The sequence below is a fragment of the Algoriphagus oliviformis genome, assembly GCF_017254915.1.
Lineage (GTDB): Bacteria > Bacteroidota > Bacteroidia > Cytophagales > Cyclobacteriaceae > Algoriphagus > Algoriphagus oliviformis.
On record NZ_JAFKCT010000003.1, the window covers coordinates 464,270 to 489,911 of the forward strand.

Below are 25,642 nucleotides of genomic sequence, written 5' to 3' on the forward strand. Positions count from 1 at the left end.
GGCACTATCTCTTGGACATCATCATCAGGATATCCATGGAAAGATCGGTGAATATCATTTTGGCGTTGCCGTTTCGCTCGATGTGGTAGTGCGCCGTATTAAATGCCTCGTAGAGTCTGACCACATGGTCTTCGTTGAGCACCTTTTTGCTGATGTTTTCTATAAACCTCCGGTCATCTTCGGTGGTGCGCAGGAGCTGGTCGAGCTCGAAGTTCTTGAGCAAAATCTCCCGAGCGACATTCAGTCCGGTGAGGAGAAGCGACTTTTGCGCTTCCTTGTCCACCTTGTGAAACCGGTCGGCCTCCTCAAAGATTTCCTTCAGGTTTTTGGAAGCGCAGAGGCGAAACCAGTCCCTGATTTGGGCGACCTGCTTGTCCTCCACCTGATCCACCATGCGGTAGGCCTCGCGGAGATTGCCGTCGGCCAGCATGGCGATCTGCTCGGCAGCCTTGCTGTCGCAAAGCCCCGTATCCACGAGATGCTGGCGGATTTCCCCGTCGGAAAAGGCCCTGACAAGCACTTTTTGCGTCCGGGAAAGGATGGTAGTCAGCAGCTGGTCTGCCTGTGAAGTCACGAGCAAAAACAGGGTCTTGGCCGGCGGCTCTTCGATGATTTTCAGCAGGGCATTGGCTGCGGAGGGGTGGAGAAATTCCGGTGCCCAGATCAGCATGATCTTGTAGCCTCCCTCAAAAGACATCAGGGACAGTGCCTGGATCATCTTTCGCGCCGCCCCCTTGGAGATGTTCAGCTGCTTTTTTTCAAAGCCGTTGAAATAGATGAAATCGTGGATATTGCCATAGGGCTGCGTCGTGGCAAACTTCCTCCAGTTGCTCAGGACGTCGCCTTTCTCATCGTCTTCGTCCTTGTCTTCCTCTTTTTGCTTGGCGATGACCGGAAAGGCAAAGTTCACATCCGGCATCACAAGCCGCTTCATGCGCTGGCAGGAGGAGCAAGTTCCACAGGAGTCGCTTTCCGTTTTGTTTTCGCAGTAGAGAAACGTGGCCAATGCCAATGCCAGCGTGAGGCTAGCCGAACCCTCGGGACCGTGAAAGAGCAGCGCATGCGCTAGGTGGTTGTGCTTGACGGCATTGATGAGTTTTTCCTTGGTTTCCGGCAGGCCGGGTATTTCCGCAAATTGCATAGTTGGATGGATCAGGAAGTTTTATCCCAAATTCTATAGCTCTTGGTCAGTTCGTAGACGCGCTCGACGATCTCCTGGTCAGCGGCCGTCCACTCGTAGTCCCGCCGTGCGCAGACCACTCTGACGGTTTCTTCAAACTTTGACAAGTTGAAGGTATCAAATCCGGCCGAGCCACCCCAAGAAAAGGAAGGGATGAAGTTCCTCGGATATCCCTCTCCGAAAATAATCGCTCCGACTCCGACCACGGTACCGGTATTGAACATGGTGTTGATGCCGCTTTTGGAATGGTCGCCCATCATCAGGCCGCAAAACTGCAAGCCGGTATTGGCAAAAGTGCCCTTGGTATAGTCCCAAAGCTTGACCGGGGCGTAGTTGTTTTTCAGGTTGGAAGTATTGGTGTCGGCACCCAGGTTACACCACTCTCCGAGGACGGAATTACCCAAAAAGCCGTCGTGCCCTTTGTTAGAATAGCCGAAGATGACCGAATTGGAAACCTCTCCGCCGATTTTGGAGAAGGGGCCCACCGAGGTGTCTCCACGCAGCTTGGCGCCCATGTTGACGATCGAGCCTTCACCCAGCGCAAAGGAACCCCGGATCAGCGCGCCTTCTTGCACTTCGGCGTTTTTGCCGATGTAGATGGGGCCATTTTCGGCATTCAGCACGGCTGCACGGATCTTGGCTCCGGCTTCGACAAAAATATTGTCCAGGCCATAGACTCGGGTATGGGGATCATCGATCGGTTGGGAAGTCCGGCCTTTGGTGATCAGGGCAAAATCCTTCTTGATCTCAGAGGCATTGTACTGGAAAATGTTCCAGGTCTTTTGGACGAGCACGGGCTCTTTTCCCAACTGTATCGCCTCCCTTTCAGAGGCAAAAGCCAGATTCTTTTCCGTCTCGCCGATATAGGCCGCCAGCAGCACCTTGCCCCAGTAGAGTGCCTGGTTTGGCTTGAGGTCTTGGAGGATCGCTACGGAATCCGTATCCGGCAGCCATGCACCGTTCACGGCCATGGCGGGGGTGTCGTTGCGGGGGAATTTCTTTTGCAAATACTCCTGGGTCAGGAAAGAAACAGCCGATCCGCTGTATTTCTGCCACTTTTCGGAAATCTTCAGGATACCTACGCGGATGTCCGCCACCGGCCTGGTAAAAGTAAAAGGAAGCAATGAACCCCTTAGCGCCGGGTCATCAAACAATACGATTTGATCCATAGGGCAAAAATAAAAAAGTCTCCCGGAATCCATGCCCCGGGAGACTTTTTCGGCGATCGCCGCTCAGAATTACTTCTTCGCGTATCTTTTGTTGAATTTCTCCACTCGACCGGCGGTGTCAAGAAGCATTTTCTTGCCAGTGTAGAATGGGTGAGACTCGGAGCTTACTTCGATTTTGTAAACCGGATAAGTGTTGCCGTCAGTCCATTCGATAGTTTCGCTAGTCTCGATAGTAGACTTGGTCAAAAACTTAAACTCGCTGGAAGTGTCGTAGAACACTACGTCTCTGTAGTTAGGATGAATATCTTTTTTCATGATATAGCTAGTTTTCTATTGCCTTTTTGAAACGAGGCACAAAGATATCCTTTTATATAAATCCGACCAAATGTTTGCCCAGTATTTATTTCCGATATCTCTTGGATATTTCTAGGGAAAGGCTTTGCCCTGCCCTGGCGGCGGACAAAAGCCGCCTCCGGCTAGTTTTTGCTCTTCAGGTCACCCCGCTTGATGGAGCGGATAAACTGCGACCAGGCAAAGGGATCGAGAATCCTAAGTGGCCGAGGCCCGTAGAGATCCTGGTTTTGCAGCATCTGCCCCTGTTGGAAGTATCGGAAGTTTTCCCCTCCGGAGGCAGGCATGGACTCCGCCCAGCGCAAAAGCATCTCTGGGCTCATGTTTGCCCGGCTGATGGACATGGGATCGACCACGTTCATGGCCACGATGGCCCGCTTGAATTCCTCCTCGGTCGGATAGGGCATGACCTCGATCTCGGCCAAGGCGATCTCATCCACCTCCATGGTGAGGATGAGGCTGATCCGGTCGTTTTCGACCTTGTCAGGCACTTTGAAGCTTTGTTTCTTTAACCCGATAAAGGTGAATACCACGCTATCCCCCTCCAACACCGGCATGGAAAAGTAGCCGAAGCGGCTACTTGAGGTACCCCTTCCCTTCTTGGGCACATAGATGTTTACCCCAGGCACCGCATCGGTGCTGTCCGCATTGAGGATGATCCCGGAGAGTTGGATGACTTTTTTCTCCTGTTGGTCTTGGGCCGATGACTGGAAGGGCAAAAGTAGAATCCCCAATGCCAAAAACAGGACGAAAGGAAGAAGCTGCGTAATTTTCACGAATATTGGATCAGTTGAAGGCACCTAAATGCCGTTGCGATTTTAACCTAATTTCGGCTGAAATTTCCTTTCGGCCTCTGATTATAAGTTAAAACTTACAAATGAGACTCAAAAATATCAGTTTAAACTATGGATTGCGAATTTTCAAGGCGCTTTCCGAAGAGCCCAGGGTGAGAATCATCCATCTGCTGATGCTCAACAAAGAACTGAGCATCTCCGACCTGGAGCACATCCTGGACTTCACCCAGACCAAAACCAGCCGGCACCTCATCATGCTGAAAAACGCAGGCCTGCTGGGCAGCCGCAGGGTGGACCAATGGATGTTTTACTACATTCTGGAGGAGTACCTGGAAATCATTGGGCAGATTTTCAAGTTTATACAAAAAGACCCCAGCCTGCTCAAAGACCAGGAAACCTACGAGATCCTCAAGTCCAACCGGGAGCTGGCGGCCAACAAAATCCAAAACAACCAATACCGACGCTGAAATCCAGTGAAAACTTACCAACACATTTTCTTTGACCTCGACCACACGCTGTGGGACTATGATCGCAATGTATCCGAATCCCTCTCGGAGCTCTACGATCTCTACGAGCTGGTGAATTTGGGCATCCCTACCTTTGAGGCGTTTTTCCAATCCTTCCACCACGTCAACTTCCAACTTTGGGATTGGTATAACGTGGGAAAAATCGACAAACACAACCTGAGAAAAGAGCGCTTCCCGAGAATTTTCACCCACGCTGGAGGGAAAGCCGAATCAATCCCCCTGGAATTTGAGGAGGACTTCATGAGCCGCACGTCGAGCAAGCCCCATGTTTTCCCCCACTCCAAAGAAATCCTCGCCTACCTCCAGGCCAACTACCGCGTGCACGTCATCACCAACGGATTCAATGAGTCCCAAGCCAAGAAGATGAAGTCCGCCGGTCTGGACGGATTTTTTGAGCTGGTCGTCACCTCGGAGACCACGGGCCACAAAAAGCCCGATCCGCGCATCTTCCACTACGCCATGGAGCAGCTGGCCACCCATCCCGAGGCCTGCTTGATGATCGGCGACAATCCCGACTCGGACATCCTGGGCGCGCAGCGGGCGGAGATTGACCAGGTCTTTTTCAACCCCGACAAGAAAACCATCGCCCTCACTCCGACCTACGAAATCAGCCACTTGAGGGAGCTCGAAGACCTTTTGTAAGCGAAAGCCTGTCCTTTCGGAGGCAAGGCTTATCTTTGCCACTCAGAAACCAAATAAACTCCAAATATCATGTTAAAGGGATTTTTCAACGTACCGGCTCCGATCAACGAGCCCATCAAGTCCTATGCCCCGGGTAGCCCGGAACGGAAAGAACTCCAAGCCATGCTGGCGGAGCTGCGGTCCCAGCAGATCGACGTGCCGATGTACATCGGCAGCGAAGAAGTCAGAACAGGAAGCACCCATCCCATGACTCCACCCCACGACCACCAGCACATCCTGGGACACTTCCACGAGGGTGATGCCGGGCACGTAGAGCAGGCGATCAATGCCGCCCTGGGGGCCAAAGAAGCCTGGGAAAGCCTCGAATGGGAGCAGCGCGCCGCCATTTTCCTGAAAGCCGCCGACCTCATCGCCGGCCCTTACCGCGCGAAACTCAACGCAGCCACCATGCTTGGCCAGTCCAAAAACGCCTTCCAAGCCGAGATCGACTCTGCCTGTGAGATCATCGACTTCCTGCGCTTCAACGTGAAGTACATGACCGAGATCTACGCCCAGCAGCCTCCCGTCTCTGGCGGCGGCGTATGGAACCGCGTAGAGCAGCGACCTCTGGAAGGGTTTGTGTTTGCCTTGACTCCGTTCAACTTCACCGCCATCGCCGGCAACCTGCCCGCGGCGCCAGCCATGATGGGCAATACCGTCGTGTGGAAGCCCGCCTATACCCAGATCTACTCGGCCAATGTGCTGATGGAAGTCTTCAAGGAGGCCGGAGTGCCAGACGGCGTGATCAACCTGATCTACGTGGACGGCCCGACTGCGGGAGACATTATTTTCAAACATCCTGACTTCGCTGGCATTCACTTCACGGGTTCAACCGGCGTGTTCCAGCACATCTGGAAGACCATCGGTGAAAACATCAATGGCTACAAATCCTACCCTAGAATCGTGGGCGAGACCGGAGGAAAAGACTTCGTCCTCGCACACAAGTCTGCCGATGCCAAAGCCGTGGCTGTAGGATTGGTCAGAGGCGCTTTTGAATACCAAGGCCAAAAATGCTCCGCCGCCTCCAGAGCTTACATTCCATCCAACATCTGGGAAGAGGTGAAGCAATACATGGTCGAGGACCTCGCCTCCATGAAAATGGGCGGCACCGAGGACTTCACCAACTTCATCAATGCGGTGATCGACGAAAAGGCTTTTGACAAAATCTCCAACTACATCGCGCAAGCCAAATCCGCTCCTGGGGTAGAGGTGATCGCGGGCGGCAATTTCGACAAGTCTAAAGGCTATTTCATCGAGCCAACCGTACTTTTGGTGCAAGACCCGATGTACACCACCATGTGCGAGGAGATCTTTGGCCCAGTCTTGACGATCTACGTGTACAATGCGGAGCACTTCGAGACCGTGCTGGAGCTGGTAGACCAGACTTCTCCTTATGCTTTGACCGGAGCGATCTTCTCCCAAGACCGCTACGCCATCGAGCTGGCTACGCAAAAACTGAGAAACGCTGCGGGCAACTTCTACATCAACGACAAGCCAACCGGCGCCGTCGTAGGCCAGCAGCCATTTGGCGGCGCGAGAGCCTCCGGTACCAACGACAAAGCAGGCTCCATGATCAACCTCCTACGCTGGGTGTCCCCTCGCACGATCAAGGAAACCTTTGTCTCTCCAAAGGATTACCGATATCCGTTTTTGAAGGAAGATTAACAACCCCTCCTTGGAAAAAAACCAAAAGCCCCGGGAAATCCCCGGGGCTTTTCATTTCAATTAATTCTCTCAAATCCTAATCTTTGTCAAAAAGATTAAGATAATTCCTGTCACGATTGCTCCTACCGTCTTGTAGAAAAATGACTCCGTATAAAAATCAAGAATTGTTTTCGGCTTCGTTGTTCGTTTCAGATAACATGAAAAAGAGACCATCTTTTTCCTTTTAAAGAGATGGACTAGGTTTTTAGCAAACCAGCAATAAATTATTCCCAGATACTCGAAAAGATACATCGCTATCCAAAACTACTTTTTTGCACTATCACACAAGAAAACAAAAAACGGCTGAGTTTCCCCAGCCGCTCGTAGATCTTAAATCAAAAATCGCTAATCAAGTATACATCGCGCCATTCACATGAAGCACCTGGCCTGAGATATAGGTACTCATGTCAGAGCCCAAGAAGACGCAGGCATCGGCGATTTCTTCCGGCTTACCTCCACGCTTCATAGGGATAGCCTCTCTCCAGCCCTGCACGGTCTTTTCGTCCAAGACGTCGGTCATTTCGGTTTCGATAAACCCAGGCGCGATGGCATTGCAGCGGATATTGCGGGAGCCCAGTTCCAAAGCCACAGACTTGGTAAAGCCGATGATTCCAGCCTTGGAGGCAGCATAGTTGGCTTGGCCGGCGTTGCCTTTGGCACCGACCACAGAGGTCATGTTGATGATGGAGCCGGACTTGGCTTTCATCATGGTGCGGGTGGCCGCCTTCACGGTGTTGAAGCAGGACTTCAGATTCACGTTCATGATTTCGTCCCAAGACTCCTCGGTCATCCTCATGAGGAGGTTGTCGCGGGTGATCCCGGCATTGTTGATAAGGATATCCAGCGTCCCAAAATCCGCCACCACGGCATTGATCAGCTCCTCGGCTGCCTTGAAGTCGGACGCATCCGAGCGATAGCCTTTGGCTTTCACGCCAAAAGCGGCGAGCTCGGACTCCAGAGCCTGGCCTTTCTCTACGCTGGAAAGGTAGGTGAAGGCGACGTTAGCGCCCTCCTGGGCATATTTGATCGCGATGGCTCTACCGATGCCTTTGGAGGCGCCGGTGACCAGGGCGGTTTTTCCTGAAAGTAATCCCATGAAGAATAAAATTTTGTTTGGCCAAAATTAGAAAAAACTCCCAAACTTTCGATTGCCCACCTCAGCATATCCGGCTGCGGACTGGCGGCCAAGCGTTTATCCCGGCCTTTTCATTTTTTCAAAAATAAACGGAGGGCAATTCCCAAAATTCCAAAATAAGCTCCGAAATAGCCATGAATCTTCATCCAAAAGCCATTTTCCCTGAATCCCAAGCCCTTAAATCAGATTTTTTTCTGAAGCCAAAAGGCCTATTTTTGCAGAGTTTCAATTCGTAATCAAACCCATTTTAGATATGTCTTCGACAAAATTTGACTTGATCGTGCTGGGTAGCGGTCCAGGCGGGTACGTAGCCGCCATCCGCGCGTCTCAACTAGGTCTCAAAACAGCCATCGTGGAAGCTGCCGAGCTAGGCGGCATCTGCCTCAACTGGGGCTGTATCCCTACCAAGGCCCTCCTGAAAAGCGCCCAGGTTTTTGAATACATCAACCACGCGACAGATTACGGCATCACGGTAAAAGGCGCCGAGGCAGACTTCACCGGAATGGTGAAAAGAAGCCGTGGGGTAGCCGACGGGATGAGCAAGGGTGTGACCTTTTTGATGAAAAAGAACAAGATCGAAGTCATCTCCGGCTGGGGCAAAGTACAGCCAGGCAAAAAAGTCGAAGTCACCGACAAAGAAGACAAGAAGACTGTCTACTCCGCCGACAACATCATCATCGCTACCGGCGCCCGTTCTCGGGAGTTGCCTTCGATGAAAATCGACAACGAAAAGATCATCGGCTACCGCAAGGCGATGACCCTGGACAAGCAGCCCAAGAAAATGGTCGTGGTGGGTTCCGGAGCTATCGGGGTGGAATTTGCCTATTTCTATGCGTCCATCGGCACCGAGGTCACCATCGTGGAGTTCATGGACAGAATCGTCCCAGTAGAGGATGAGGAAGTATCCAAGACGCTGGAAAAACTCTACAAAAAGGCAGGCATGACCATCATGACCTCCTCTGAAGTCACCGCCGTGGATACCAAAGGCAAAGGCTGCAAAGTCACCGTGAAGACCGCCAAAGGCGAGGAAACCCTGGAATGCGACATCGTCCTGTCCGCCGCTGGCGTGGTCTCCAACCTGGAAAACATCGGCCTCGAAGACGTGGGCATCCTGGTGGACAAAGGAAAGATCAAGGTAGACGAGTACTACAAGACCAACATGCCGGGCTACTTCGCCATCGGTGACGTCATCCCTGGCCCAGCCCTCGCGCACGTCGCCTCTGCCGAAGGCATCATCTGCGTGGAAAAAATCGCCGGGCACCATCCCGAGCCATTGGACTACAACAACATCCCCGGCTGTACCTACTGTGCTCCGGAGATCGCCTCTGTGGGCTTCACCGAAGCCAAGGCAAAAGCTGCCGGCTACGAGGTACGCATCGGCAAGTTTCCTTTCTCCGCCTCCGGCAAAGCTTCTGCGGCAGGCGCAAAAGACGGCTTTGTGAAGCTGGTGTTCGACAAGAAATATGGAGAGCTGCTCGGCGCGCACATGATCGGTGCCAACGTGACCGAGATGATCGCCGAGATCGTCGCCATCCGCAAGCTGGAGACCACAGGCCACGAGCTCATCAAGACCGTACACCCGCACCCGACCATGTCCGAAGCAATCATGGAGGCAGCCGCGGCAGCATACGACGAGGTGATCCACCTGTAAAAACTATTTTGAAAATAAAACGACACCAGGCTTAAACATTGAGCCTGGTGTTTTACTTTTAGGAGTATTCCACTACGACCCTACCACTTTTGCAAGAAGATGAACTCATCGCCGGACTGCGAGGCAAAGACCGGAAAACGACAGAATACCTCTACGAAAAATACTCCAGGGCGCTCTTTGGCGTGATCTCCAGGATCATCTACGACCATGACATCGCCGAGGAGGTTTTCCACGATGCGTTTTTGAAGATCATCCACAAGATCGATTTTTACGACGAATCCAAGGGACGCCTTTATACCTGGATGTCCAATATTTGCCGCAACGCAGCCATCGACAAGCTCCGATCCAAAGAAATCTCACAATCCACTAAGACCAATACCATCGATGATTTCGTATATGGCCTCGAAAGCAATTCCGGAACCATGGAAAAGATAGAGGCGATAGGAGTGAAAGAGCTCATGGTTGACTTGAGCGATGATCAGCGATTTATCATCGAGTATATTTATTTCAAAGGCTACACCCACTCGGAAATAGCGGAGGAATTTGACATTCCCCTCGGCACCGTCAAGTCCCGCGTCCGGGCAGCCCTTCAAGTATTAAAAAAGAACTTAGACAGCATCTAGTGAACATTCAAGACTACATAGCATCAGGCAAACTCGAGCTCTTTCTTCTGGGCGAGCTGACTGAGCGTGAGCGCGAGGAAGTGCTGGCACTGGCTAAGGCCCATCCCGAAATCCAGCAGGAGCTCGACGCCCTGGAGGACACCATGCTTTCCTTTGACCAAGCATCGGCTGTGACTCCCTCCGCAAAGGTGAAGGACCGGATTTTCGCGAGTCTGGAGGATGAATTCGCAAAGGATGAAATCCCGGCTGCGCCACAGGCTTCCCCTGCGGAAGCGCCTACGGTCAAACTTTCCCCTTGGAAGAGCTTTGCGGTAGCTGCCTCTCTCGTCGCCGTGCTGGCCAGTGCGGCAGCCATTTACTTTGCCGGCAAGTTTTACGACTCCGAGGAGAAGTTTATCGCGCTGCTCCAAGACCAACAGGTAATGGCAGGAAACCTAAACCAGGTTCGGCTTGACTTCGAGGAATCGGACTCCCGCTTGGAACGCCTGCTCTCGGGTGATTTCAAAAAGGTCGAGATGAAAGGAGAAAGCCTCGCCATGCAAAAAGACGCTCGGGTCGACGTCCTTTGGGACCAAGAGGCTCAGGAGGTTTTTGTCGCGGTCAATACGCTCAATTTGCTTTCCTCGGAATTTGACTACCAGCTATGGGCAATCGGAAAGGATGGCCCGGTAGGAATCGGCTTGGTCGATCCGGGAGAGAAGTTTACGCTGCAGCAAATGCAAGCCGTAGCCGAAGCGGGGGCCTTTGCCATCACCATCGAACCCAAGGGGGGATCCCAATCCCCGACACTGGACAAGCTGGTGGTTTTGGGCGAAGTCTCGTAGAAAACAACCATTCCGAATTCCCAAAGCCCGGTTTTGAAATCGGGCTTTTTTCGTGGCTTTTGATGAACTTAAGCCCTGTCGATGCTATTTTGAAACCATGGAACTCCAACTCTCCACCCCTGCCCTGCTTTTTTCGGCCATCACGCTGCTCATGCTGGCCTTCACCAACCGCTTCCTGGCCATCGCCACGCTGATCCGCGGCCTGCACAAAAACTACGTGAACGAACCCGAAAAGCACATCGCCGAGCAGCTCCACAACCTGCGCCGTCGGCTGACGCTCATCAAAAACATGCAGCTGTTCGGAGTTTTCAGCTTTCTTCTTTGCGTGGTTTGCATGTTCTTGCTTTTCCAAGGCTACACTTCTGCCGCCAACTGGGTCTTTGTCCTGAGCATGGCTTCGCTGCTGATCGCCTTGGGCATTTCCCTGATCGAGATCCAGATCTCCACCAAAGCGCTCAACCTGGAGCTTTCGGATATGGAGGAGGTTTTTGGCAAAAGAACTAGTGGCTTGGATCTGTTTTTCAAAAAGGACAACAAAAAAGAGGATGAATAAACGACTACTTTGGATACTGGCCTGCAGCGGCCTTTTTACATTTTGCAAGCCACAGGATACGGTACAGGTGGATGCGTCGGGAGAAAAGCCCGCCGAAGCAGCGGCACACCTGATCTCGGTTTCTTCCCTGGAAGAGACCCGCGATTTCTATTCATGGAAAAATGACCGCATTCCCCTGGTCTCGGCGCACCGGGGCGGGCCTTATCCGGGCTTTCCGGAAAATGCCATCGAGACCTTCGCCAACGTGATCAAGCACACGCCCACCATCATCGAGCTGGACGTGGCCATGACCAAGGACTCCGTCCTCGTCCTCATGCACGACGATGACCTAGACCGCACGACAAACGGCACGGGAAAAGTAGAAGAAGTCACCTATGACTACATCCAAGGACTTTTGCTCGAAGACAACGACGGAAAACTGACCGATTTCAAGGTGCCTACACTGAAAGAAGCCCTGCTTTGGTCTAAGGGAAAAGTGCTGCTCACCGTGGACATCAAGCGATCTGTCCCTTTCGAAAAAGTGGTCGAAGAAGTCCATGAAACCCAATCCGAGGCACATGCCGCACTGATCACCTACTCCTTTGCGGCAGCCAAAAAACTCCATTCCCTCGCACCTGAGCTGATGCTGTCGATCACCATCAGAAATGAGGAAGAAATCCAGCGAATGGAAGAAACGGGAATCCCTTGGGATCGCGCCATCGCCTTTACCGGCTTGGCGGAGCGGAGTCCCGAGTTCAACAAAGCCCTACACGACCGAGGCGTGTTCACCATTCTGGGCGTGCTCGGCAACTTGGACAAAAGCGCCGAAGCCCGCGGCGACGAGCTTTATGCCACTTTTGTCCAAAACGGTGCCGACATCCTAGCCACGGACCGTCCCATCGAGGCTGCGGCAGCCATCCAGACTTTGGCTCCAAAAACCAGTTCCAAATCCAAGTACTTCAACCATGCTGATTGATCTGAGAAGCGACACGGTGACCCGGCCGACTCCGGGCATGAAAGAGGCCATGTTTTCCGCCCCGGTGGGCGACGATGTGTTTGGTGAGGATCCGACCGTGAATGCCTTGGAGGAAAAAATTGCCCAGCGCTTCGGCATGGATGCGGCGCTCTTTTGCCCCTCCGGCACCATGACCAACCAGATCGCGATCCGCCTCCACACCGGCCCACAGCGGGAAGTGGTCTGCCACCAGCATTCACACATCTACCTCTACGAGGGCGGCGGCATCATGTCCAATTCGATGGCTTCGGTGAAGCTTTTGGAGGGAAATCTGGGAAAAATCACCGCCTCGCAGATCGCCGCAGCCATCAATCCGGACGATGTGCACGCCCCGGAGACGGCGCTGGTCTCGCTGGAAAACACCATGAACAAGGGCGGCGGCAGCATCTACACCCTCGCAGAGATCAAGCCTATCCATCGCCTCTGCAAGGAAAAAGGCATCAAACTCCACTTGGACGGGGCAAGGCTTTTCAATGCCTTGGTCGAGACGGGGGAAAACCCCGCAGACTGGGGAGCCCATTTTGACACCATCTCCATCTGCCTGAGCAAAGGCTTGGGCTGTCCGGTTGGCTCAGTTTTATTAGGCTCCAAAGCAGACATTAAGCGAGCGAGAAAAGTCCGAAAGGTTTTCGGAGGGGGAATGCGACAGGCAGGATTTCTGGCTGCAGCGGGAATTTATGCGCTCGATAACCAAGTAGAAAGGCTGAAAGAAGACCATGCGAGAGCCCGGGCTTTGGGCGAAATGCTGGGTTCATTGTCCGTCGTAAACGAGGTTTTTCCCGTGGCCACCAATATTGTCATCGCCAGGCTGGAAGGGGTCTCTCCGGAAGACTTTATGAAAAAGCTGGCAGAAAAAGACATTCGGTCCGTCAAATTCGGGCCAGACTTGGTGCGCTTCGTCACCCATCATGACTTCGGGAATGAACAGCTGGAGGAGTTTGGGAGGAGAGTCAAAGAAATTTGATTCGGAGGCCGAGGGGACAAATCTGCCAAAGCCTATTTCAAAGGCTTCATTCTCGCAGGACGGATGTTGATTAGCTCTATTTGGTTTTTCCGACGATCAACCCGATAGGTAAGAATGGTGTGTTTATTCATCGGCCCGCGAAACAAGCCCTTTCTACTTCGCGATTCTTCCAGCAGTTCTGGATGCTGGGTAAGCAAGTCAAAAAAATCTTGGGACTGTCGGACAAATTTGCGGATCTCCCGCTCTGAAAAATTTGTGTCGAGATAGTCTATGATCTTTGAAAATCCTGTCTGGGCTCTCTTCGTCCAGACGGCCTTCAGAGCCATTTTCGATATCGTGACATGGCTTCTTCATGGGAAACGACCTCTTCCTTGTCCGCTTGGGAAAGCCCTTCCTCAATTTCGGATTTTTCCTCAGGATCAAGCTCCTTCCACCAATCACCTTCAGCCCGCTTCCTAAAAGCAAGCAATTTCTCGATCACCGACTGGTCATTGACTCCTGCCAGCCACTCGATCAACCGCAATTTTTCCGCTTGTACATCCATAGCTAAGGCTTTTTTCAAATATATGAAATTTGATCTCGACCCTGTCAATGCAATTTATCAAGGAAGAAAGAGTCTCTATAGTTACACCGCTGGCAAATTGAGATGGAAGTTGTCAGTTTTAGATCATCCTATCACTATAGCGGTATCGAAGATTTATAACTTGCAGGCCACTGAGTTTTTCGCCCATGAACCCCACTCCCCTAGCCGAACGAATGCGCCCGACCCGACTGGAAGACCTGATCGGACAGGAGCATCTCTCCTCGCCCTCGTCTTTCCTGCACAAGGCCATCAAGTCCGGCAATGTGCCTTCCCTCATTCTCTGGGGACCTCCCGGCGTAGGCAAGACGACCATTGCCAACATCATCGCTAACGAGATCAAAGCGCCTTTTTACACGCTGAGTGCGATCAGTTCGGGCGTGAAAGACATCCGGGAAGTGATCGAGAAAGCCCGATTCCAGCAGGGCGTGGTGTTGTTCATCGACGAGATCCACCGCTTCAACAAGTCCCAACAGGACGCGTTGCTTGGTGCTGTGGAAAAGGGAACCATCCGCCTGATCGGTGCGACGACGGAAAACCCTTCCTTCGAAGTGAATTCCGCTTTGCTCTCCCGCTGCCAAGTTTTCACCCTGAACGCACTCGGAAAAGAAGAAATGGTCGCCATGATGCGACAGGCCTTGGAAAAGGATTTGGACTTGAAGAAAATCCAAGTCGAACTCCAAGAAACCGACGCCCTGCTCCGCATCTCAGGCGGCGACGGCCGCAAGCTGCTCAACCTGCTGGAGATCGTCATCGACGGGATCAACGAAAACCCTTGCGTGATCACCGACGAAAAGGTGATGCAGATTGCCCAGCAAAAAGTCGCACTCTACGACAAATCCGGGGAGCAGCACTACGACATCATCTCGGCCTTTATCAAATCCATCCGAGGCTCCGATCCCAATGCCGCCGTCTATTGGCTGGCCCGAATGATCGAAGGCGGAGAAGACGTCAAGTTCATCGCCCGTAGGCTGGTCATCCTCTCATCCGAGGACATCGGCAACGCCAATCCAAACGCCTTGCTTTTGGCCACCAACTGCTTCGAAGCGGTCAAGATCATCGGCTACCCGGAGGCAAGGATCATCCTCTCCCAGTGCGTGACCTACCTGGCCAGCTCTCCCAAGAGCAATGCCGCTTATATGGCCATCAACCAAGCCCAGGCCTTGGTCTCCCAAACCGGCAATCTCTCCGTGCCGCTCCACCTCCGCAACGCGCCCACCAAGCTGATGAAGGATCTGAACTACGGCAAAGCCTACAAGTATTCCCACGACTTCCCCGGCAATTTTGTAGTTCAGGAGTTTTTGCCGGACGAAATCAAAAACACCAAGCTCTACGAACCGGGGGAAAACGCGCGGGAAAACGAGTTGAGGAAATATCTGTCGAGTAAGTGGAAGGGGAAATACGGCTATTAAGAAAACCAGAAGGTTAAAATATGACACCAGCAAATCCTTGACCTTTCTCTGACCCAAGGTATATTTCACAATTACTCCCTTCGGCAGACAACGACTCGCATCTGGCTTGTGGCGATTTTCAAGGCATTTCTTCAACAACCTAAACCAGACTTTGAGAAATGCCTAAGACCTTGAATCATCGCCTCATCCACCCCAATCTACACGCATTGTTGCCATGTTTTTTAATTCTACTGGAACGGATAGTCATTAATATCCCCCGTTTCAGGAAAATATTCAATCCACCTGTCATATCCACTTATATTTCCTGTAGCAGGTATCATCTTATACTCAACACATTCAGTTGAATCTACTTTCAATAGTGAATCAACTCTTTCTTGTTCACGCGCCCATTGAAATTCATAAACAAAAGTTGTGTAATGCTGAATTTGAAAAGTCCAGGGAATCGAATCAGTTTGATAGTTCTTTAAATAGAGACTGTCAATAGGAGCGTTTTTAGACCTGAGAAGGCCTACTATCCTATCGACTGCAATTTTAATATCATAACTATCAGTTGGAATCTCTGAAATCAGAGGTTCTTCAATTGATATTGAAAATTCCTGCGCCTGTTTTACTTCCTCTCTACAGGCTATAAAAATGAATATGAACCCAATGAATATCTTTCTCATTACTTTTTTGCAAGCCTCCCTGTATATAGAAATTCTCCCCGCCACTTGCGTCAATATTGCGGTTGTTCCCAAGGGTCTCTTGAGTAGCGCTGCCCCTAAATAAGGATTTCTCTATCTGAGCGAAGAGACTTTCCCGACTTTTTTTCTGAAAGTAGATCTAAAAATTCTTCAACGACCTGGGTTCAAACCATTAAAAAACAAAAAAGCCCCAGAAATCTTCTGAGGCTTTGATGTGGGAGTTGAGGGATTCGACCCCCGACCCTCCCGATAGCATAGGCACACCTTGAAACAGCCCCGGACTAGCGGATATTGTATTGATATTTTTACTATTGTATCCAACCTATTTCACACCAATCCAACACGGTCTGTTCATTAAGTTCAAAAAAATACCAACTACCATACTCTAAATCATTCTTGCTAACTTTCAACCATACATAGTCACTGCCATTATATGAGACTATAGGCTCCACGGTCAAGTTGAACTTTACCGGAAAGACCCTATGAAACAGATTTTTAGGATAGTACCTAACAAACCCTCCTTTGAGATCTTTGTACTTGAGGTTTTTCCGGCTTTTTATGTTTGGAGGACTGATTAATCTACCTTCAAACATTGGTCGAGATATGAACACTTCTTTGCGGATTGTCATTGACAATTCGACCCATTCGTCCGAATCTATTTTGAGGTCATCATTGTTGTCACCCCTTGGGTCGGCTTTACACCTGTAGAACTCCACTAAAATCAGATGGGCCAATTCATTGTAGCTACTGTCGGCCTTTTCAATTCGCCCATCATACCTAACTACAATTCCGTTCTTGGTCGGCAGGATATTTTGAGCATAAAATTCCACGGTTCTTTGAGCTGAATTCTGCCCATAGCAGGCAGAGAAAACCACCATCTGTAAAAATAAAAACCCCTTTTTCATTTTTGAAAAACTTGCCATCAAATGAGTGTATACCAGTACCCACCCGCTTGCACAGATATCGCAATTGTCCACGGGTAACCTACATGAAGATAGACCAATCTAAGAATTTCGCCTATCCGTCCAAATGGGATTTTTGATTGGTTGAAAAAGATGCCATTAAAAGTTTTTGATCTGAAAACCTGCGATTCCACAAAGTTCAAACCAATAAAAAAGCCCCAGAAATCTTCTGAGGCTTGATGTGGAAGTTGAGGGATTCGAACCCCCGACCCTCTGCTTGTAAGGCAGATGCTCTGAACCAGCTGAGCTAAACTTCCGAATATCTTGAATCGGGTAATAAAATGTGGAAGTTGAGGGATTCGAACCCCCGACCCTCTGCTTGTAAGGCAGATGCTCTGAACCAGCTGAGCTAAACTTCCGATTCCCTTTCCGTCCGAAAGGGAATGCAAAGGTAACCGCTATTCCTTTCTAGTCAATACCCTGTTTGATATTTCCAGAAAACAATCACTCAATTCATTGAAAATGAGAATGAAAAAATCCTGATGCCCCAGGCGTTTCACCTCAATCCAGATTCACCATAAACCCCGCCCTAAACCATCTCCCGGGCATCTGCACGGTACCAGCCTCCACGTAGTCGGTATTGGTGATGTTGGACGCCTCGGCAAAGAAGCCCAGCTTGCCCACTCTGTTGTAGTCCACCCGCATGTCCAGGACAAAGTAGGGATCTTGGCTCACCCGCTCTACATAGCGCATTTTGGTGTTCCACTCGATCTTTTTTCCAAAGCCGACCAATAGGCCGCCGATCAGCTGGTTTTTCAAAGCCGTGAGTGCATAGCGGGATTCCACGCCCGGCTGGGCGATGAAGTTTGCATCGATGTAGTTGTAGGAAAGCATCAGCTCCTTCAGCTGCACCACCGAATTGCTGGGATTGACGCGGTAGTAGGCTGATGCCTCGACGCCGTTGAAAGTGACTTCGTTGAAATTTTGCGGCTGCCAAGGCTCCTCCGAGGAAGTCCGCGTCCACTCGATCAGGTTTTCGGAGTGACGGTTGAAGTACACCAGCTCCCCTCTCCAGTTGTCACGGTTCCATTTTCCTCCAAACTCAAACGAAAGGGCCTGCTCGGGCTGTAGGTCGGGGTTGCCGATATTCGTCGGCCCGACATAGTACAGATCGTTGTAGGTCGGAATGCGGAAGCTGGAGCCGATTCCGGAGTAAAGACGGATAGATTTTGTCGCCTGAAAGCCCACTTCCGCTCCGGGAAAATGCTTCCAGCCATACTCCGAATAGTAGTTGGAGTACAAGCCACCGCGGATATCGACTTTCTCCGCAAGGGTAACCATCTGCTCCAAGAAGATCCCGCTCAGCACCCGGTCATGGTTGCCGAGGTTGGTGCTTTCGATCTGCTCCTTCCGCACTTCCACCCCGAAGCCAGCCGTCCCCAGCTTGCTTTTGACGGTTCCGTTGGTTTCCAGGGCGAAGACATCCGAGGTGTGAAAATTTTGGTAGAAAGTAGGCTCGTTCCTTTTCAATCGGTACTCGTCCTCATTTCTTCTCCAGTAGCCGCGGGTCTGGAGGCTAAAATCTCCCGAAGCGTAGGTATGGCTCAGCGAGGTCAGGGTAGTCTGCACGCTTTCCCATTGGTCAGGAAAGGTAGAAGCATAGAAGCCATTCGCTCCAAAAGTCCGATCCGCATAGGCCACCATGCCCCGAATGGCGTTTTTGGCATTGAGGTCTATCCCGCCTTCGTAGAAAAGGTTGGTCACCTGATAGTCGGAGTTGTACTGATAGCCATCCGAGTCGTCGTAGGAGATGGCAAGGTTTTGCTTGTACTTGCCTGCCGGCAAAGCCCCGGCAAGGCTGATGCCTTTCATCCCAAAATCCCCGGCATAGCCCTGCAATCTAAGGCTCCGCGTATCGGAAAGGCTGGTGATCACATTCACCGCGCCGGTGTAGGCATTTTGTCCAAAAATCCGTGAAGCCGGGCCTTTCAGCACCTCGACCCGGTCGATATTGACCATGGGCACGGGGATGTTCATCATGTGGTGGCCGGTCTGGGGATCGCTGAGCTTGATGCCGTTTACCAGCATCAGCGTCTGCTCAAAGGAACCGCCACGAATCCCGATATCGGCCTGCACGCCCGTGACGCCGCGCTGCCGGATGTCCACCCCCGGCACAAAGGCCAGCACCTCGGGAAGGCTCCGGCCGGGAGTGGTCTCGATCTGCTGCCGATCCACCAGGGAGATGTTTCGGCTCTGCTTCGAAAAGGGAAGCTGGATGCGGTTTTCCTGGATGAGGACCTCATCCAGCTTTTGGGTAGTCGTGTCGGTTTGGGCTTTTGCGGTAAACCACAGCAGCGCCAAGCCGCCAGTCAAAAGGATTTTTTTCATCAGATTGGGTATAAAATCTTACCCAAATGTAAACGGCGATTTCTCCACCAACCAAACAAATCCACCTTCTAGTTTTTGCCCCGGCGCCTTTCGCTCGTCAAAAAAAAGTTTAACAAGAAGGCGGACATGCTTATTTTCAGCGCCAAATATCAAACCCAATGAGAAAAACAAACTTACTGGGACTGGCCCTCTCGGCGTTTCTGATGACCGGAAGCCTTTCCCTATTTGCCCAGCAAGGCAGAGAAAACAACCAACAGGACTTTTCGGAATTCATGGACCGAAAAGGCAACTACTACCGCAGCGCATCCGGCAAGCCGGGTGAGGGATACTGGCAAAACGCCGCCGACTATCAGATCGAGGTAGCGCTGGATGAAGCCAACTTCACCCTCGCGGGAAAAGTCACCCTCACCTATACCAACAACAGTCCCGAGCCGCTGGACTTCATCTGGATGCAGATGGAGCAAAATCGATTCACCGAGACTTCCCGCGGCACGCTCACCACGCCCGTACAGGGCAACCGCTACAACGGCGACGTGGACGGAGGATATGAGATCTCCAACCTCAGCGCAAAAGTCGGCAACAAGGGAGCCGCCTCTTCCAACTACATGATCGACGACACCCGCATGCAGGTGTGGTTTGCGGAGCCGATTCCGGCAAAAGGCGGAAAGGCGACCGTGTCCATGGACTTTTCCTTCAAAGTCCCACAAAAAGGCATGGACCGCATGGGTCGCCTGAAAGTGGCTGACGGCTGGATCTACGCCTTTGCGCAGTGGTATCCCAAAGTGGCGGTCTTTGACGACATCGAAGGCTGGAATGTGGAGCCTTACCTAGGCGCCGGCGAATTCTACCTCGAGTACGGCAACTTTGACTACAAAGTCACCGTGCCTTACAACCACATCGTGGTGGGTTCCGGCAAGCTGATGAACCCAAATGAGGTGCTTTCCAAAGAGCTGCAAAACCGCTACGCCAAAGCTTCCCAAAGCGAAGAGACCGTTTTCCTGATCACGCCAGAGGAAATCAAAAACACCCAAGTCACCCGTCCCAAGCAAGACGGCACCGTGACCTGGCACTTCCAGATCAAAAACTCCAGGGACATCGCTTTCGCGACCTCTGACTCCTTCATCTGGGATGCTTCCAAAATCAACCTGCCTTCCGGCAAGACCATTTTGGCACAGTCCGTCTATCCCAAGGAAAGCCAAGGCCAAGAGGCCTGGGGCCGCTCCACCGAGTACACCAAGGCCTCCATCGAGCACTACTCCAAGCAGTGGTATGAGTTCCCTTGGGAAACGGCTACGAACGTCGCCGCTGAGATCGGCGGGATGGAATATCCCGGCCTGAACTTTTGCCACTACACTTCCAAGGGCCGCGGTCTCTGGGGCGTGACCGACCACGAGTTTGGCCACAACTGGTTCCCGATGATCGTCGGCAGCAACGAAAGACGCTACGCCTGGATGGACGAAGGCTTCAACACCTTCATCAATCACTACAGCACGCTGGACTTCAACAGCGGCGAATACCCAAGCACGCTCAACGAAACCAGAAGATTCAACAACTACTTCACCAGCGACAGCCGTGAGGGAATCGACAACTATCCCGACGTGACCAACCTGCAAAACCTCGGCATGGTCGCGTACCGCAAGCCGGGCATAGGCCTGGTCGTACTGCGTGAGTACATCCTCGGCCACGAGCGCTTTGACAATGCCTTCAGATCCTACATCAAAACCTGGGCATACAAGCATCCACAGCCCGCCGACTTCTTCAACCACATGGAGAACGTGGCCGGTGAAAACCTGTCTTGGTTTTGGAAAGGCTGGTTCTACGGCAACGGCAACATCGACCTCGGAATCGTAGGAGTTCAGCCTTACGGTGGAAACTATCTCGTCAGCATCGAAAACAAAGGGGAAATCCCGATGCCGGTGCTACTGGAAGTGACCTACGACGACGGTTCCAAAGAGCGCGTGAAGCTGCCGGTGGAAATCTGGCAAAGAGGCGACAACTGGATCCACCAGATCAAAACCACCAAAAAAGTTACCGCGGTGGTCATAGATCCGGACAAAGTCATGCCGGACATCAACCTGGCAAACGACAGCTGGCCAGTCGAAATTTATAAGTAACGCGTCACATACACGATGCTGACAAATGGATTTCGTGCCCTGGGTGCCGCGGGTCGGAAGACCGATGACCGAAGACCGAAGTTGCGCCTAGACTAGTGTTTTGCACCTATTTGTCTCGCATTCGTTTGTGAAAGACTCAAGATGCCCCTGGAGAGATCCGGGGGCTTTTTCGTTCTATCCGAGAAAAACTCAAGGCATCCCTTCTACGGTTCACTCCCCTATTCCTACGATTGGCTTCCTTCTGCTTTTTTGGCGAGACTTCTTGCCGCACCTTGGTATCATCATTTGATTCCTTTGAAAAACAACCCTACTATGAACCGACTCCTACTCCTGCTGCTTTTTCTGGCCTCCCCGATCTTTTGCGGAGAGGTGCTGGCACAAAATACCAGCGTCACCGCCCGCTCCAGCGGTTCCAACACCTCCAAGTGGACCGTCAACGACAACAGACAAAAGTCCAGCCTGGAAACCAACGGAAAGATCACCATCTCCGAGGATGAGAAAAGTATCGCCTCCATCTCTCCAGGCGGCTACCTCAAGATCGAGCGCACGACCTTTGGCAACTCCAGATCCCTTTTCATCACCAACAAGGGCGGCAGCCTCGACTACGAGTACAAGGAAGGCGGAAGGTCAAAACCCTTCGAGCCGGACGGCCGCATCTGGCTGAGCGAAATCCTCCCCGACCTGCTCAACTCCACCACCATCGGGGCCGAAGCCCGGGTGGACCGCTACTACGCCAAAGGAGGTGCGAAGTCCGTCTTGGGACTGATGTCCCAGCTCAAAAGCGACCACGTGAAGTCCGCCTACCTCGGCATTCTGATGAAGAAAAACCTCAGCCAGTCTGAGACCTCCGCGGTGATAGACGCCGTACCCTCCCAGCTGGATTCCGACCACTACAAGCTGGAAGTGTACAAAAAAGTCCCACCGGCCTACTTCAAAGATATCAACCAGCTGACCCGGGCGGTGAGCAACATCGACTCGGACCATTTCAAAACCGAACTGCTGAAGCCAATCTTCAAGACCAACGTGCTCGCAGGCCAAGGCGAAAAGGCCCTTCAGCTCATCAACTTGGTGGACAGCGACCACTTCAAGCTGGAGATCGCCAAAAGCATCCCTTTCCAAAACATCTCCACCCAAGACCTGCGCTTCCTCGTAGAAAGTGTAGTGCCCAAAATCGACTCCGACCACTTCAAAAACGAACTGCTCAAAAGCGTGATCAACACGAACAATCTGACCGAAGAACGCGCACTGATCATCCTCAACGGCGTAAAAAGCATGGACAGCGACCACTTCAAGGCCGAGACGCTGAAGTCCCTATGCGCCAAGCAGCCCTCCGAGCGGGTCAAGCAGCAAATCCGGGAAGTGGCCAAGACATCGATCGAATCATCCCACTTCCTGGGCGAGGTGATGCGCTGCGCGGCCTAAGCGCCAAAGCTTTTGTAACTTGATGCCCCGACCAATGCGGTCGGGGCCCTAGTTTTGGAAATAAATGAAGGAAAAACTCCTGTCTTTTTTGCTTGCCGCGGCACTCACAGCCTGTCTGACCGCCTACCTCTTTTACCACGTGGGCCTCATCAGCTGGATGCGGGAGCTATCCGCCACCCAGTGGGTCACCCTAGCCGGGATGATCATCGGAGCGGGACTGCTTATTTCGCAGGGCTACCGCTTTATCATCCAGGTACGTCCTTGGGACCAGGGCCACGTGACGCGCTCGATGGCGCTTCTGACCATCCTCACAGGTACCTTGGCCGCCTACACCTACTTTCTGGATGTGATGGTACAGGACTGGCTCTTGGATTTGGGAGAAAACACAAGCCCCTCCACGGGCAGCCTTTTGCTCAAGGGCGGATTGGTCAGCCTGATCCTCTCCCTGCTGATCATCTGGATAGACTACTCTTGGTTTGCCTTTGCCCGCTACTCCAAGGAGACCATCCATCGCCTCCGCGAGGAGCGCAACAAAAAAGAACTGCAGTTCAACCTCCTACGCTCCCAACTGACCCCGCATTTCCTTTTCAACTCACTCAACACCGCCTCCTACCTGGCGACTTCCCACCCCGACCAAGCGGAGGAATTCATCCGTAAGCTGGCCTTCAATTTCACCAACCTCATCCGCAACGGCATACAGCCGCTCAACAGCCTGGAGCGGGAGCTGGAGATCGTGGACAACTACATGCACCTGATGAAGGTGCGCTACGGAGACAAAGTCCTGCTGGAAAAACGGGTCAAAGCCGGTATGGAAGCCAAGCTCTTGCCCGCACTCGGAATTCAGCTTTTGGTGGAAAATGCCATGAAACACAACGTGGCAAGCCTCGAATCTCCGCTGAAGATCATGATCACCGCCGAGCAGCAGCAGGTGGTCGTGACCAATACGCTTACCCAAAAGCCTGAAAAAGTGGAGTCCACCGGCATAGGCCTCAGAAACCTGAAAGAGCGCTACCTCCACCATGGCCGCGCCATACCCACGGTCTCCCAGCAGGGAGGCTTCTACGAAGTCCATCTCCCCTACGTCACGCCAAAAGACAGCCAGCGATGAAGTCATTCCCCGACATCAAGCCCATCCACCGTCTGGTCTTGCCGATCCTGGTCGGCACGCTGGCCTACTTGGCCATCCTCCTGGCCTTTGACACGGTGGAGCGCATGCTGGAGGACTTTTTTACCCGGGAGCTGCTCTTCTGCGTGGTCCTCAGCATCGTCCTGCTGGAGGCCAACCGGGGACTTTTGTTGGCTTTTAAGCAAAAGCTCGTCTATTCCCGTGCCTTCGGAAAGTACGCCTCCGCTCTGATCCTCTGCTCCGCCGCCACCTGCATCCTGGTAGTCAGCGGGCTGTTGATCGGCTACTTTTCCTGGTTTGAAAACATGACCGAGGTGGCCGTCTACACCACCGAGCTCAAGATCTTCAATGGAATCTTCCTTTTCGTTACGCTGCTTTTCCAAAGCCACTTTTTGGGCTTTTACCTGATCCACAAGCGCTTTGAGCGGGAGCTGGAGCGGGAAAGTCGAAAAAAGGAAAGCCTGGATCGGGACGTCAGCCTTTTCCACTACCGGCTCAACCCGCAGTTTCTCCTGACCTGCCTGGACGCCATCCTGCTGAGACTGAAAGAAAAGCAGCACGAGGAGGCCGACGAGGGCATCCTGCTCCTGTCGGAGATCTATCGCCATTCCCTCCACTCCCGGGAGGAGCTGGTACCGCTGGAGGAGGAGCTTGCGGCCATGAGGCTCAAGGCGGCATTTCTCAACCAGTTTGTGTCCAAACACATCGAAATAAGCAAGCCGACGGGAGAGCAAGACTTCCTGCTGGTGCCCCGCACCCTGACCCAGCTCCTGGAAGCCGTCGCCTATTCGCAGCTTTCTTCCTCTTCGGCTCCGCTCACCATCACCGTGGACATACATCGAGACCAGCTGGAGCTGAGCTTCCCCTGCACCTTTTCTCTGACGGCAGAGGAGCAGCTCTACAGCGCGCTCCACGAGGTGCAGCAGCAATACGCCTGGCTCCACAAAAGCCTGAAATGGACCGCCAACTCCACCTTTTTCATCTATATTCCCTTGGAAAAACCCTTTGAAGAGCTGCCTCTTCAGGAGAAACCCAAACCTACCTCCACCACCCAGCCCAAATGAAAGTCCTGCTGATAGAAGACGAAATCCCGGCCATCGAGAAAGTCACTCACTTCCTGGCCAAGTACGACCCGGATTCGCAGCTGCTGGGAGTCGCCAAGTCCATCGCCGAGGCCGTTCCGCTTCTGACCAGTCTCGGCCCCGAGGCTGATGTACTGCTCATGGACGTGCACTTGGAGGACGGGCTTTCTTTTCAGGCGCTGGATCGGGTTGGTTTTTTCAAGCCGGTGATCTTCATCACGGCGCATAGCCAATATGCGCTGGAGGCATTCAAGGCCAATGGCATCGACTACTTGGTCAAGCCCATCAGCTATGCGGCCTTTGCCGCGAGCCTGGACAAGCTGCGCCAGCTTCGGGACAAGCCCGCCGTCCTCCAGCCCAACATTTGGCAGCAGCTGGCCAAGCCCTCCTACAAGGAGCGCTTCATGGTCAAGATCGGCGAGCACATCCACTCCGTGCCCGCCCAGACAGTCCGGATTTTTTTCGCAGAGGGAAAAAACACCTACCTGATCCGGGAAGACGGCAGAAAACTCATCACCGACTACAAGATGGAAACGCTGGAAGAAGTCCTGAATCCGGAGCACTTCTTCCGGGTAAACCGGAGCTACCTCATCCATCTCGACGCCATCAAAGACGTGCTGGTCTACTCCAACAGCCGCCTAAAAATCAACCCCAACTTCCCCTTTGCCGAGGAGATCATCGTCAGCCGCGACCGGGTGCAGGGATTCAAGCAGTGGCTGGATGGGGAAAGAAAGTCGGATTTTTGATTTACGAAGTACGATTTACAACCCAGCAGAAAGTTTC

General features: G+C 52.4%; 25 protein-coding genes and 2 tRNA genes. 15 read left to right on the plus strand and 12 right to left on the minus strand.

The window, feature by feature from the left end:
* Window positions 1–4: 4 nt before the first annotated feature.
* The 4 genes from J0A68_RS10290 to J0A68_RS10305 all read right to left on the minus strand — a co-directional run bounded on the left by J0A68_RS10290 (window position 5) and on the right by J0A68_RS10305 (window position 3,470).
* Window positions 5–1,141: a DNA polymerase III subunit gene (locus tag J0A68_RS10290; RefSeq protein ID WP_206578124.1), complete on the minus strand. Its 1,137-nt coding sequence runs from the start codon at window positions 1,139–1,141 to the stop codon at window positions 5–7.
* Window positions 1,142–1,152: 11 nt separating this feature from the next.
* Window positions 1,153–2,349: a GlmU family protein gene (locus J0A68_RS10295; protein ID WP_206578125.1), complete on the minus strand. Its 1,197-nt coding sequence runs from the start codon at window positions 2,347–2,349 to the stop codon at window positions 1,153–1,155.
* A 69-nt stretch (window positions 2,350–2,418) separates the two neighbouring features.
* Entirely contained in the window at window positions 2,419–2,664 is a 246-nt protein-coding gene (locus J0A68_RS10300) for a type B 50S ribosomal protein L31 (protein WP_067550599.1), read from the minus strand.
* A 161-nt stretch (window positions 2,665–2,825) separates the two neighbouring features.
* Complete coding sequence (locus J0A68_RS10305) at window positions 2,826–3,470, minus strand: carboxypeptidase-like regulatory domain-containing protein (RefSeq protein ID WP_438839571.1); 645 nt, start codon at window positions 3,468–3,470, stop codon at window positions 2,826–2,828.
* A 107-nt stretch (window positions 3,471–3,577) separates the two neighbouring features.
* Between J0A68_RS10305 and J0A68_RS10310 the strand changes: the two genes are divergently transcribed.
* From J0A68_RS10310 to pruA, 3 genes are all read left to right on the plus strand, one after another.
* Complete coding sequence (locus tag J0A68_RS10310; RefSeq protein WP_206578127.1) at window positions 3,578–3,961, plus strand: ArsR/SmtB family transcription factor; 384 nt, start codon at window positions 3,578–3,580, stop codon at window positions 3,959–3,961.
* 6 nt (window positions 3,962–3,967) lie between these two features.
* Window positions 3,968–4,663, plus strand: coding sequence for a YjjG family noncanonical pyrimidine nucleotidase (locus J0A68_RS10315; RefSeq protein ID WP_206578128.1), 696 nt, complete (start codon window positions 3,968–3,970; stop codon window positions 4,661–4,663).
* Between the two features lie 69 nt (window positions 4,664–4,732).
* Window positions 4,733–6,367, plus strand: a complete 1,635-nt coding sequence (pruA, locus tag J0A68_RS10320) for an L-glutamate gamma-semialdehyde dehydrogenase (RefSeq protein ID WP_206578129.1) — start codon at window positions 4,733–4,735, stop codon at window positions 6,365–6,367.
* A gap of 388 nt (window positions 6,368–6,755) precedes the next feature.
* Here the strand turns inward: pruA and fabG are convergent, their stop codons facing one another.
* Complete coding sequence (fabG, locus tag J0A68_RS10325; RefSeq protein WP_206578130.1) at window positions 6,756–7,502, minus strand: 3-oxoacyl-[acyl-carrier-protein] reductase; 747 nt, start codon at window positions 7,500–7,502, stop codon at window positions 6,756–6,758.
* A gap of 292 nt (window positions 7,503–7,794) precedes the next feature.
* Here fabG and lpdA point away from each other — a divergent pair, with 292 nt between their 5' ends.
* The 6 genes from lpdA (at window position 7,795) to J0A68_RS10355 (ending at window position 13,150) form a co-directional block, all read left to right on the plus strand.
* The gene (lpdA, locus tag J0A68_RS10330; RefSeq protein WP_206578131.1) at window positions 7,795–9,192 is read left to right on the plus strand and encodes a dihydrolipoyl dehydrogenase; all 1,398 of its coding nucleotides are present in this window, start codon (window positions 7,795–7,797) and stop codon (window positions 9,190–9,192) included.
* An 89-nt stretch (window positions 9,193–9,281) separates the two neighbouring features.
* A complete protein-coding gene (locus tag J0A68_RS10335) occupies window positions 9,282–9,815 on the plus strand; it encodes an RNA polymerase sigma factor (protein ID WP_206578132.1) in 534 nt (177 codons plus the stop codon).
* The gene (locus tag J0A68_RS10340; RefSeq protein ID WP_206578133.1) at window positions 9,815–10,639 is read left to right on the plus strand and encodes an anti-sigma factor; all 825 of its coding nucleotides are present in this window, start codon (window positions 9,815–9,817) and stop codon (window positions 10,637–10,639) included. The genes J0A68_RS10335 and J0A68_RS10340 overlap by 1 nt, the downstream gene beginning before the upstream one ends.
* 97 nt (window positions 10,640–10,736) lie before the next feature.
* Window positions 10,737–11,192 carry a DUF2721 domain-containing protein gene (locus tag J0A68_RS10345; protein WP_206578134.1) on the plus strand — a complete coding sequence of 152 codons (456 nt, stop codon included), beginning with the start codon at window positions 10,737–10,739 and terminating at the stop codon, window positions 11,190–11,192.
* Window positions 11,185–12,147, plus strand: coding sequence for a glycerophosphodiester phosphodiesterase family protein (locus J0A68_RS10350; protein WP_206578135.1), 963 nt, complete (start codon window positions 11,185–11,187; stop codon window positions 12,145–12,147). Before J0A68_RS10345 ends, J0A68_RS10350 begins: the two co-directional genes overlap by 8 nt.
* Entirely contained in the window at window positions 12,137–13,150 is a 1,014-nt protein-coding gene (locus J0A68_RS10355; RefSeq protein WP_206578136.1) for a threonine aldolase family protein, read from the plus strand. The genes J0A68_RS10350 and J0A68_RS10355 overlap by 11 nt, the downstream gene beginning before the upstream one ends.
* Window positions 13,151–13,182: 32 nt before the next feature.
* Here the strand turns inward: J0A68_RS10355 and J0A68_RS23150 are convergent, their stop codons facing one another.
* Both J0A68_RS23150 and J0A68_RS10365 read right to left on the minus strand, forming a co-directional pair.
* On the minus strand, window positions 13,183–13,476 hold the full coding sequence (locus J0A68_RS23150) for a type II toxin-antitoxin system RelE/ParE family toxin (protein ID WP_206578137.1): 294 nt from the start codon (window positions 13,474–13,476) through the stop codon (window positions 13,183–13,185).
* Entirely contained in the window at window positions 13,467–13,712 is a 246-nt protein-coding gene (locus J0A68_RS10365) for a hypothetical protein (protein ID WP_206578138.1), read from the minus strand. The genes J0A68_RS23150 and J0A68_RS10365 overlap by 10 nt, the downstream gene beginning before the upstream one ends.
* A gap of 167 nt (window positions 13,713–13,879) precedes the next feature.
* Between J0A68_RS10365 and J0A68_RS10370 the strand changes: the two genes are divergently transcribed.
* Window positions 13,880–15,142, plus strand: coding sequence for a replication-associated recombination protein A (locus J0A68_RS10370; RefSeq protein WP_206578139.1), 1,263 nt, complete (start codon window positions 13,880–13,882; stop codon window positions 15,140–15,142).
* A 227-nt stretch (window positions 15,143–15,369) separates the two neighbouring features.
* Here J0A68_RS10370 and J0A68_RS10375 read toward each other — a convergent pair whose 3' ends face one another.
* The 5 genes from J0A68_RS10375 to J0A68_RS10395 all read right to left on the minus strand — a co-directional run bounded on the left by J0A68_RS10375 (window position 15,370) and on the right by J0A68_RS10395 (window position 19,115).
* Window positions 15,370–15,879 carry a hypothetical protein gene (locus J0A68_RS10375; protein ID WP_206578140.1) on the minus strand — a complete coding sequence of 170 codons (510 nt, stop codon included), beginning with the start codon at window positions 15,877–15,879 and terminating at the stop codon, window positions 15,370–15,372.
* A gap of 254 nt (window positions 15,880–16,133) precedes the next feature.
* Window positions 16,134–16,748: a hypothetical protein gene (locus J0A68_RS10380; RefSeq protein ID WP_206578141.1), complete on the minus strand. Its 615-nt coding sequence runs from the start codon at window positions 16,746–16,748 to the stop codon at window positions 16,134–16,136.
* 221 nt (window positions 16,749–16,969) lie between these two features.
* Window positions 16,970–17,044, minus strand: a tRNA-Val gene (locus J0A68_RS10385).
* A 27-nt stretch (window positions 17,045–17,071) separates the two neighbouring features.
* Window positions 17,072–17,146 (minus strand) — tRNA-Val (locus J0A68_RS10390).
* A gap of 142 nt (window positions 17,147–17,288) precedes the next feature.
* Window positions 17,289–19,115, minus strand: coding sequence for a TonB-dependent receptor plug domain-containing protein (locus tag J0A68_RS10395; RefSeq protein ID WP_206578142.1), 1,827 nt, complete (start codon window positions 19,113–19,115; stop codon window positions 17,289–17,291).
* 158 nt (window positions 19,116–19,273) lie between these two features.
* Here J0A68_RS10395 and J0A68_RS10400 point away from each other — a divergent pair, with 158 nt between their 5' ends.
* The 5 genes from J0A68_RS10400 to J0A68_RS10420 all read left to right on the plus strand — a co-directional run bounded on the left by J0A68_RS10400 (window position 19,274) and on the right by J0A68_RS10420 (window position 25,605).
* Window positions 19,274–21,229: a M1 family metallopeptidase gene (locus tag J0A68_RS10400; RefSeq protein ID WP_206578143.1), complete on the plus strand. Its 1,956-nt coding sequence runs from the start codon at window positions 19,274–19,276 to the stop codon at window positions 21,227–21,229.
* 312 nt (window positions 21,230–21,541) lie between these two features.
* Window positions 21,542–22,651, plus strand: coding sequence for a hypothetical protein (locus tag J0A68_RS10405; RefSeq protein WP_206578144.1), 1,110 nt, complete (start codon window positions 21,542–21,544; stop codon window positions 22,649–22,651).
* 64 nt (window positions 22,652–22,715) lie between these two features.
* A complete protein-coding gene (locus tag J0A68_RS10410; protein WP_206578145.1) occupies window positions 22,716–23,759 on the plus strand; it encodes a sensor histidine kinase in 1,044 nt (347 codons plus the stop codon).
* Window positions 23,756–24,841, plus strand: a complete 1,086-nt coding sequence (locus tag J0A68_RS10415; RefSeq protein ID WP_206578146.1) for a histidine kinase — start codon at window positions 23,756–23,758, stop codon at window positions 24,839–24,841. The genes J0A68_RS10410 and J0A68_RS10415 overlap by 4 nt, the downstream gene beginning before the upstream one ends.
* Window positions 24,838–25,605: a LytR/AlgR family response regulator transcription factor gene (locus J0A68_RS10420; protein WP_206578147.1), complete on the plus strand. Its 768-nt coding sequence runs from the start codon at window positions 24,838–24,840 to the stop codon at window positions 25,603–25,605. Before J0A68_RS10415 ends, J0A68_RS10420 begins: the two co-directional genes overlap by 4 nt.
* Window positions 25,606–25,642 lie beyond the last annotated feature (37 nt).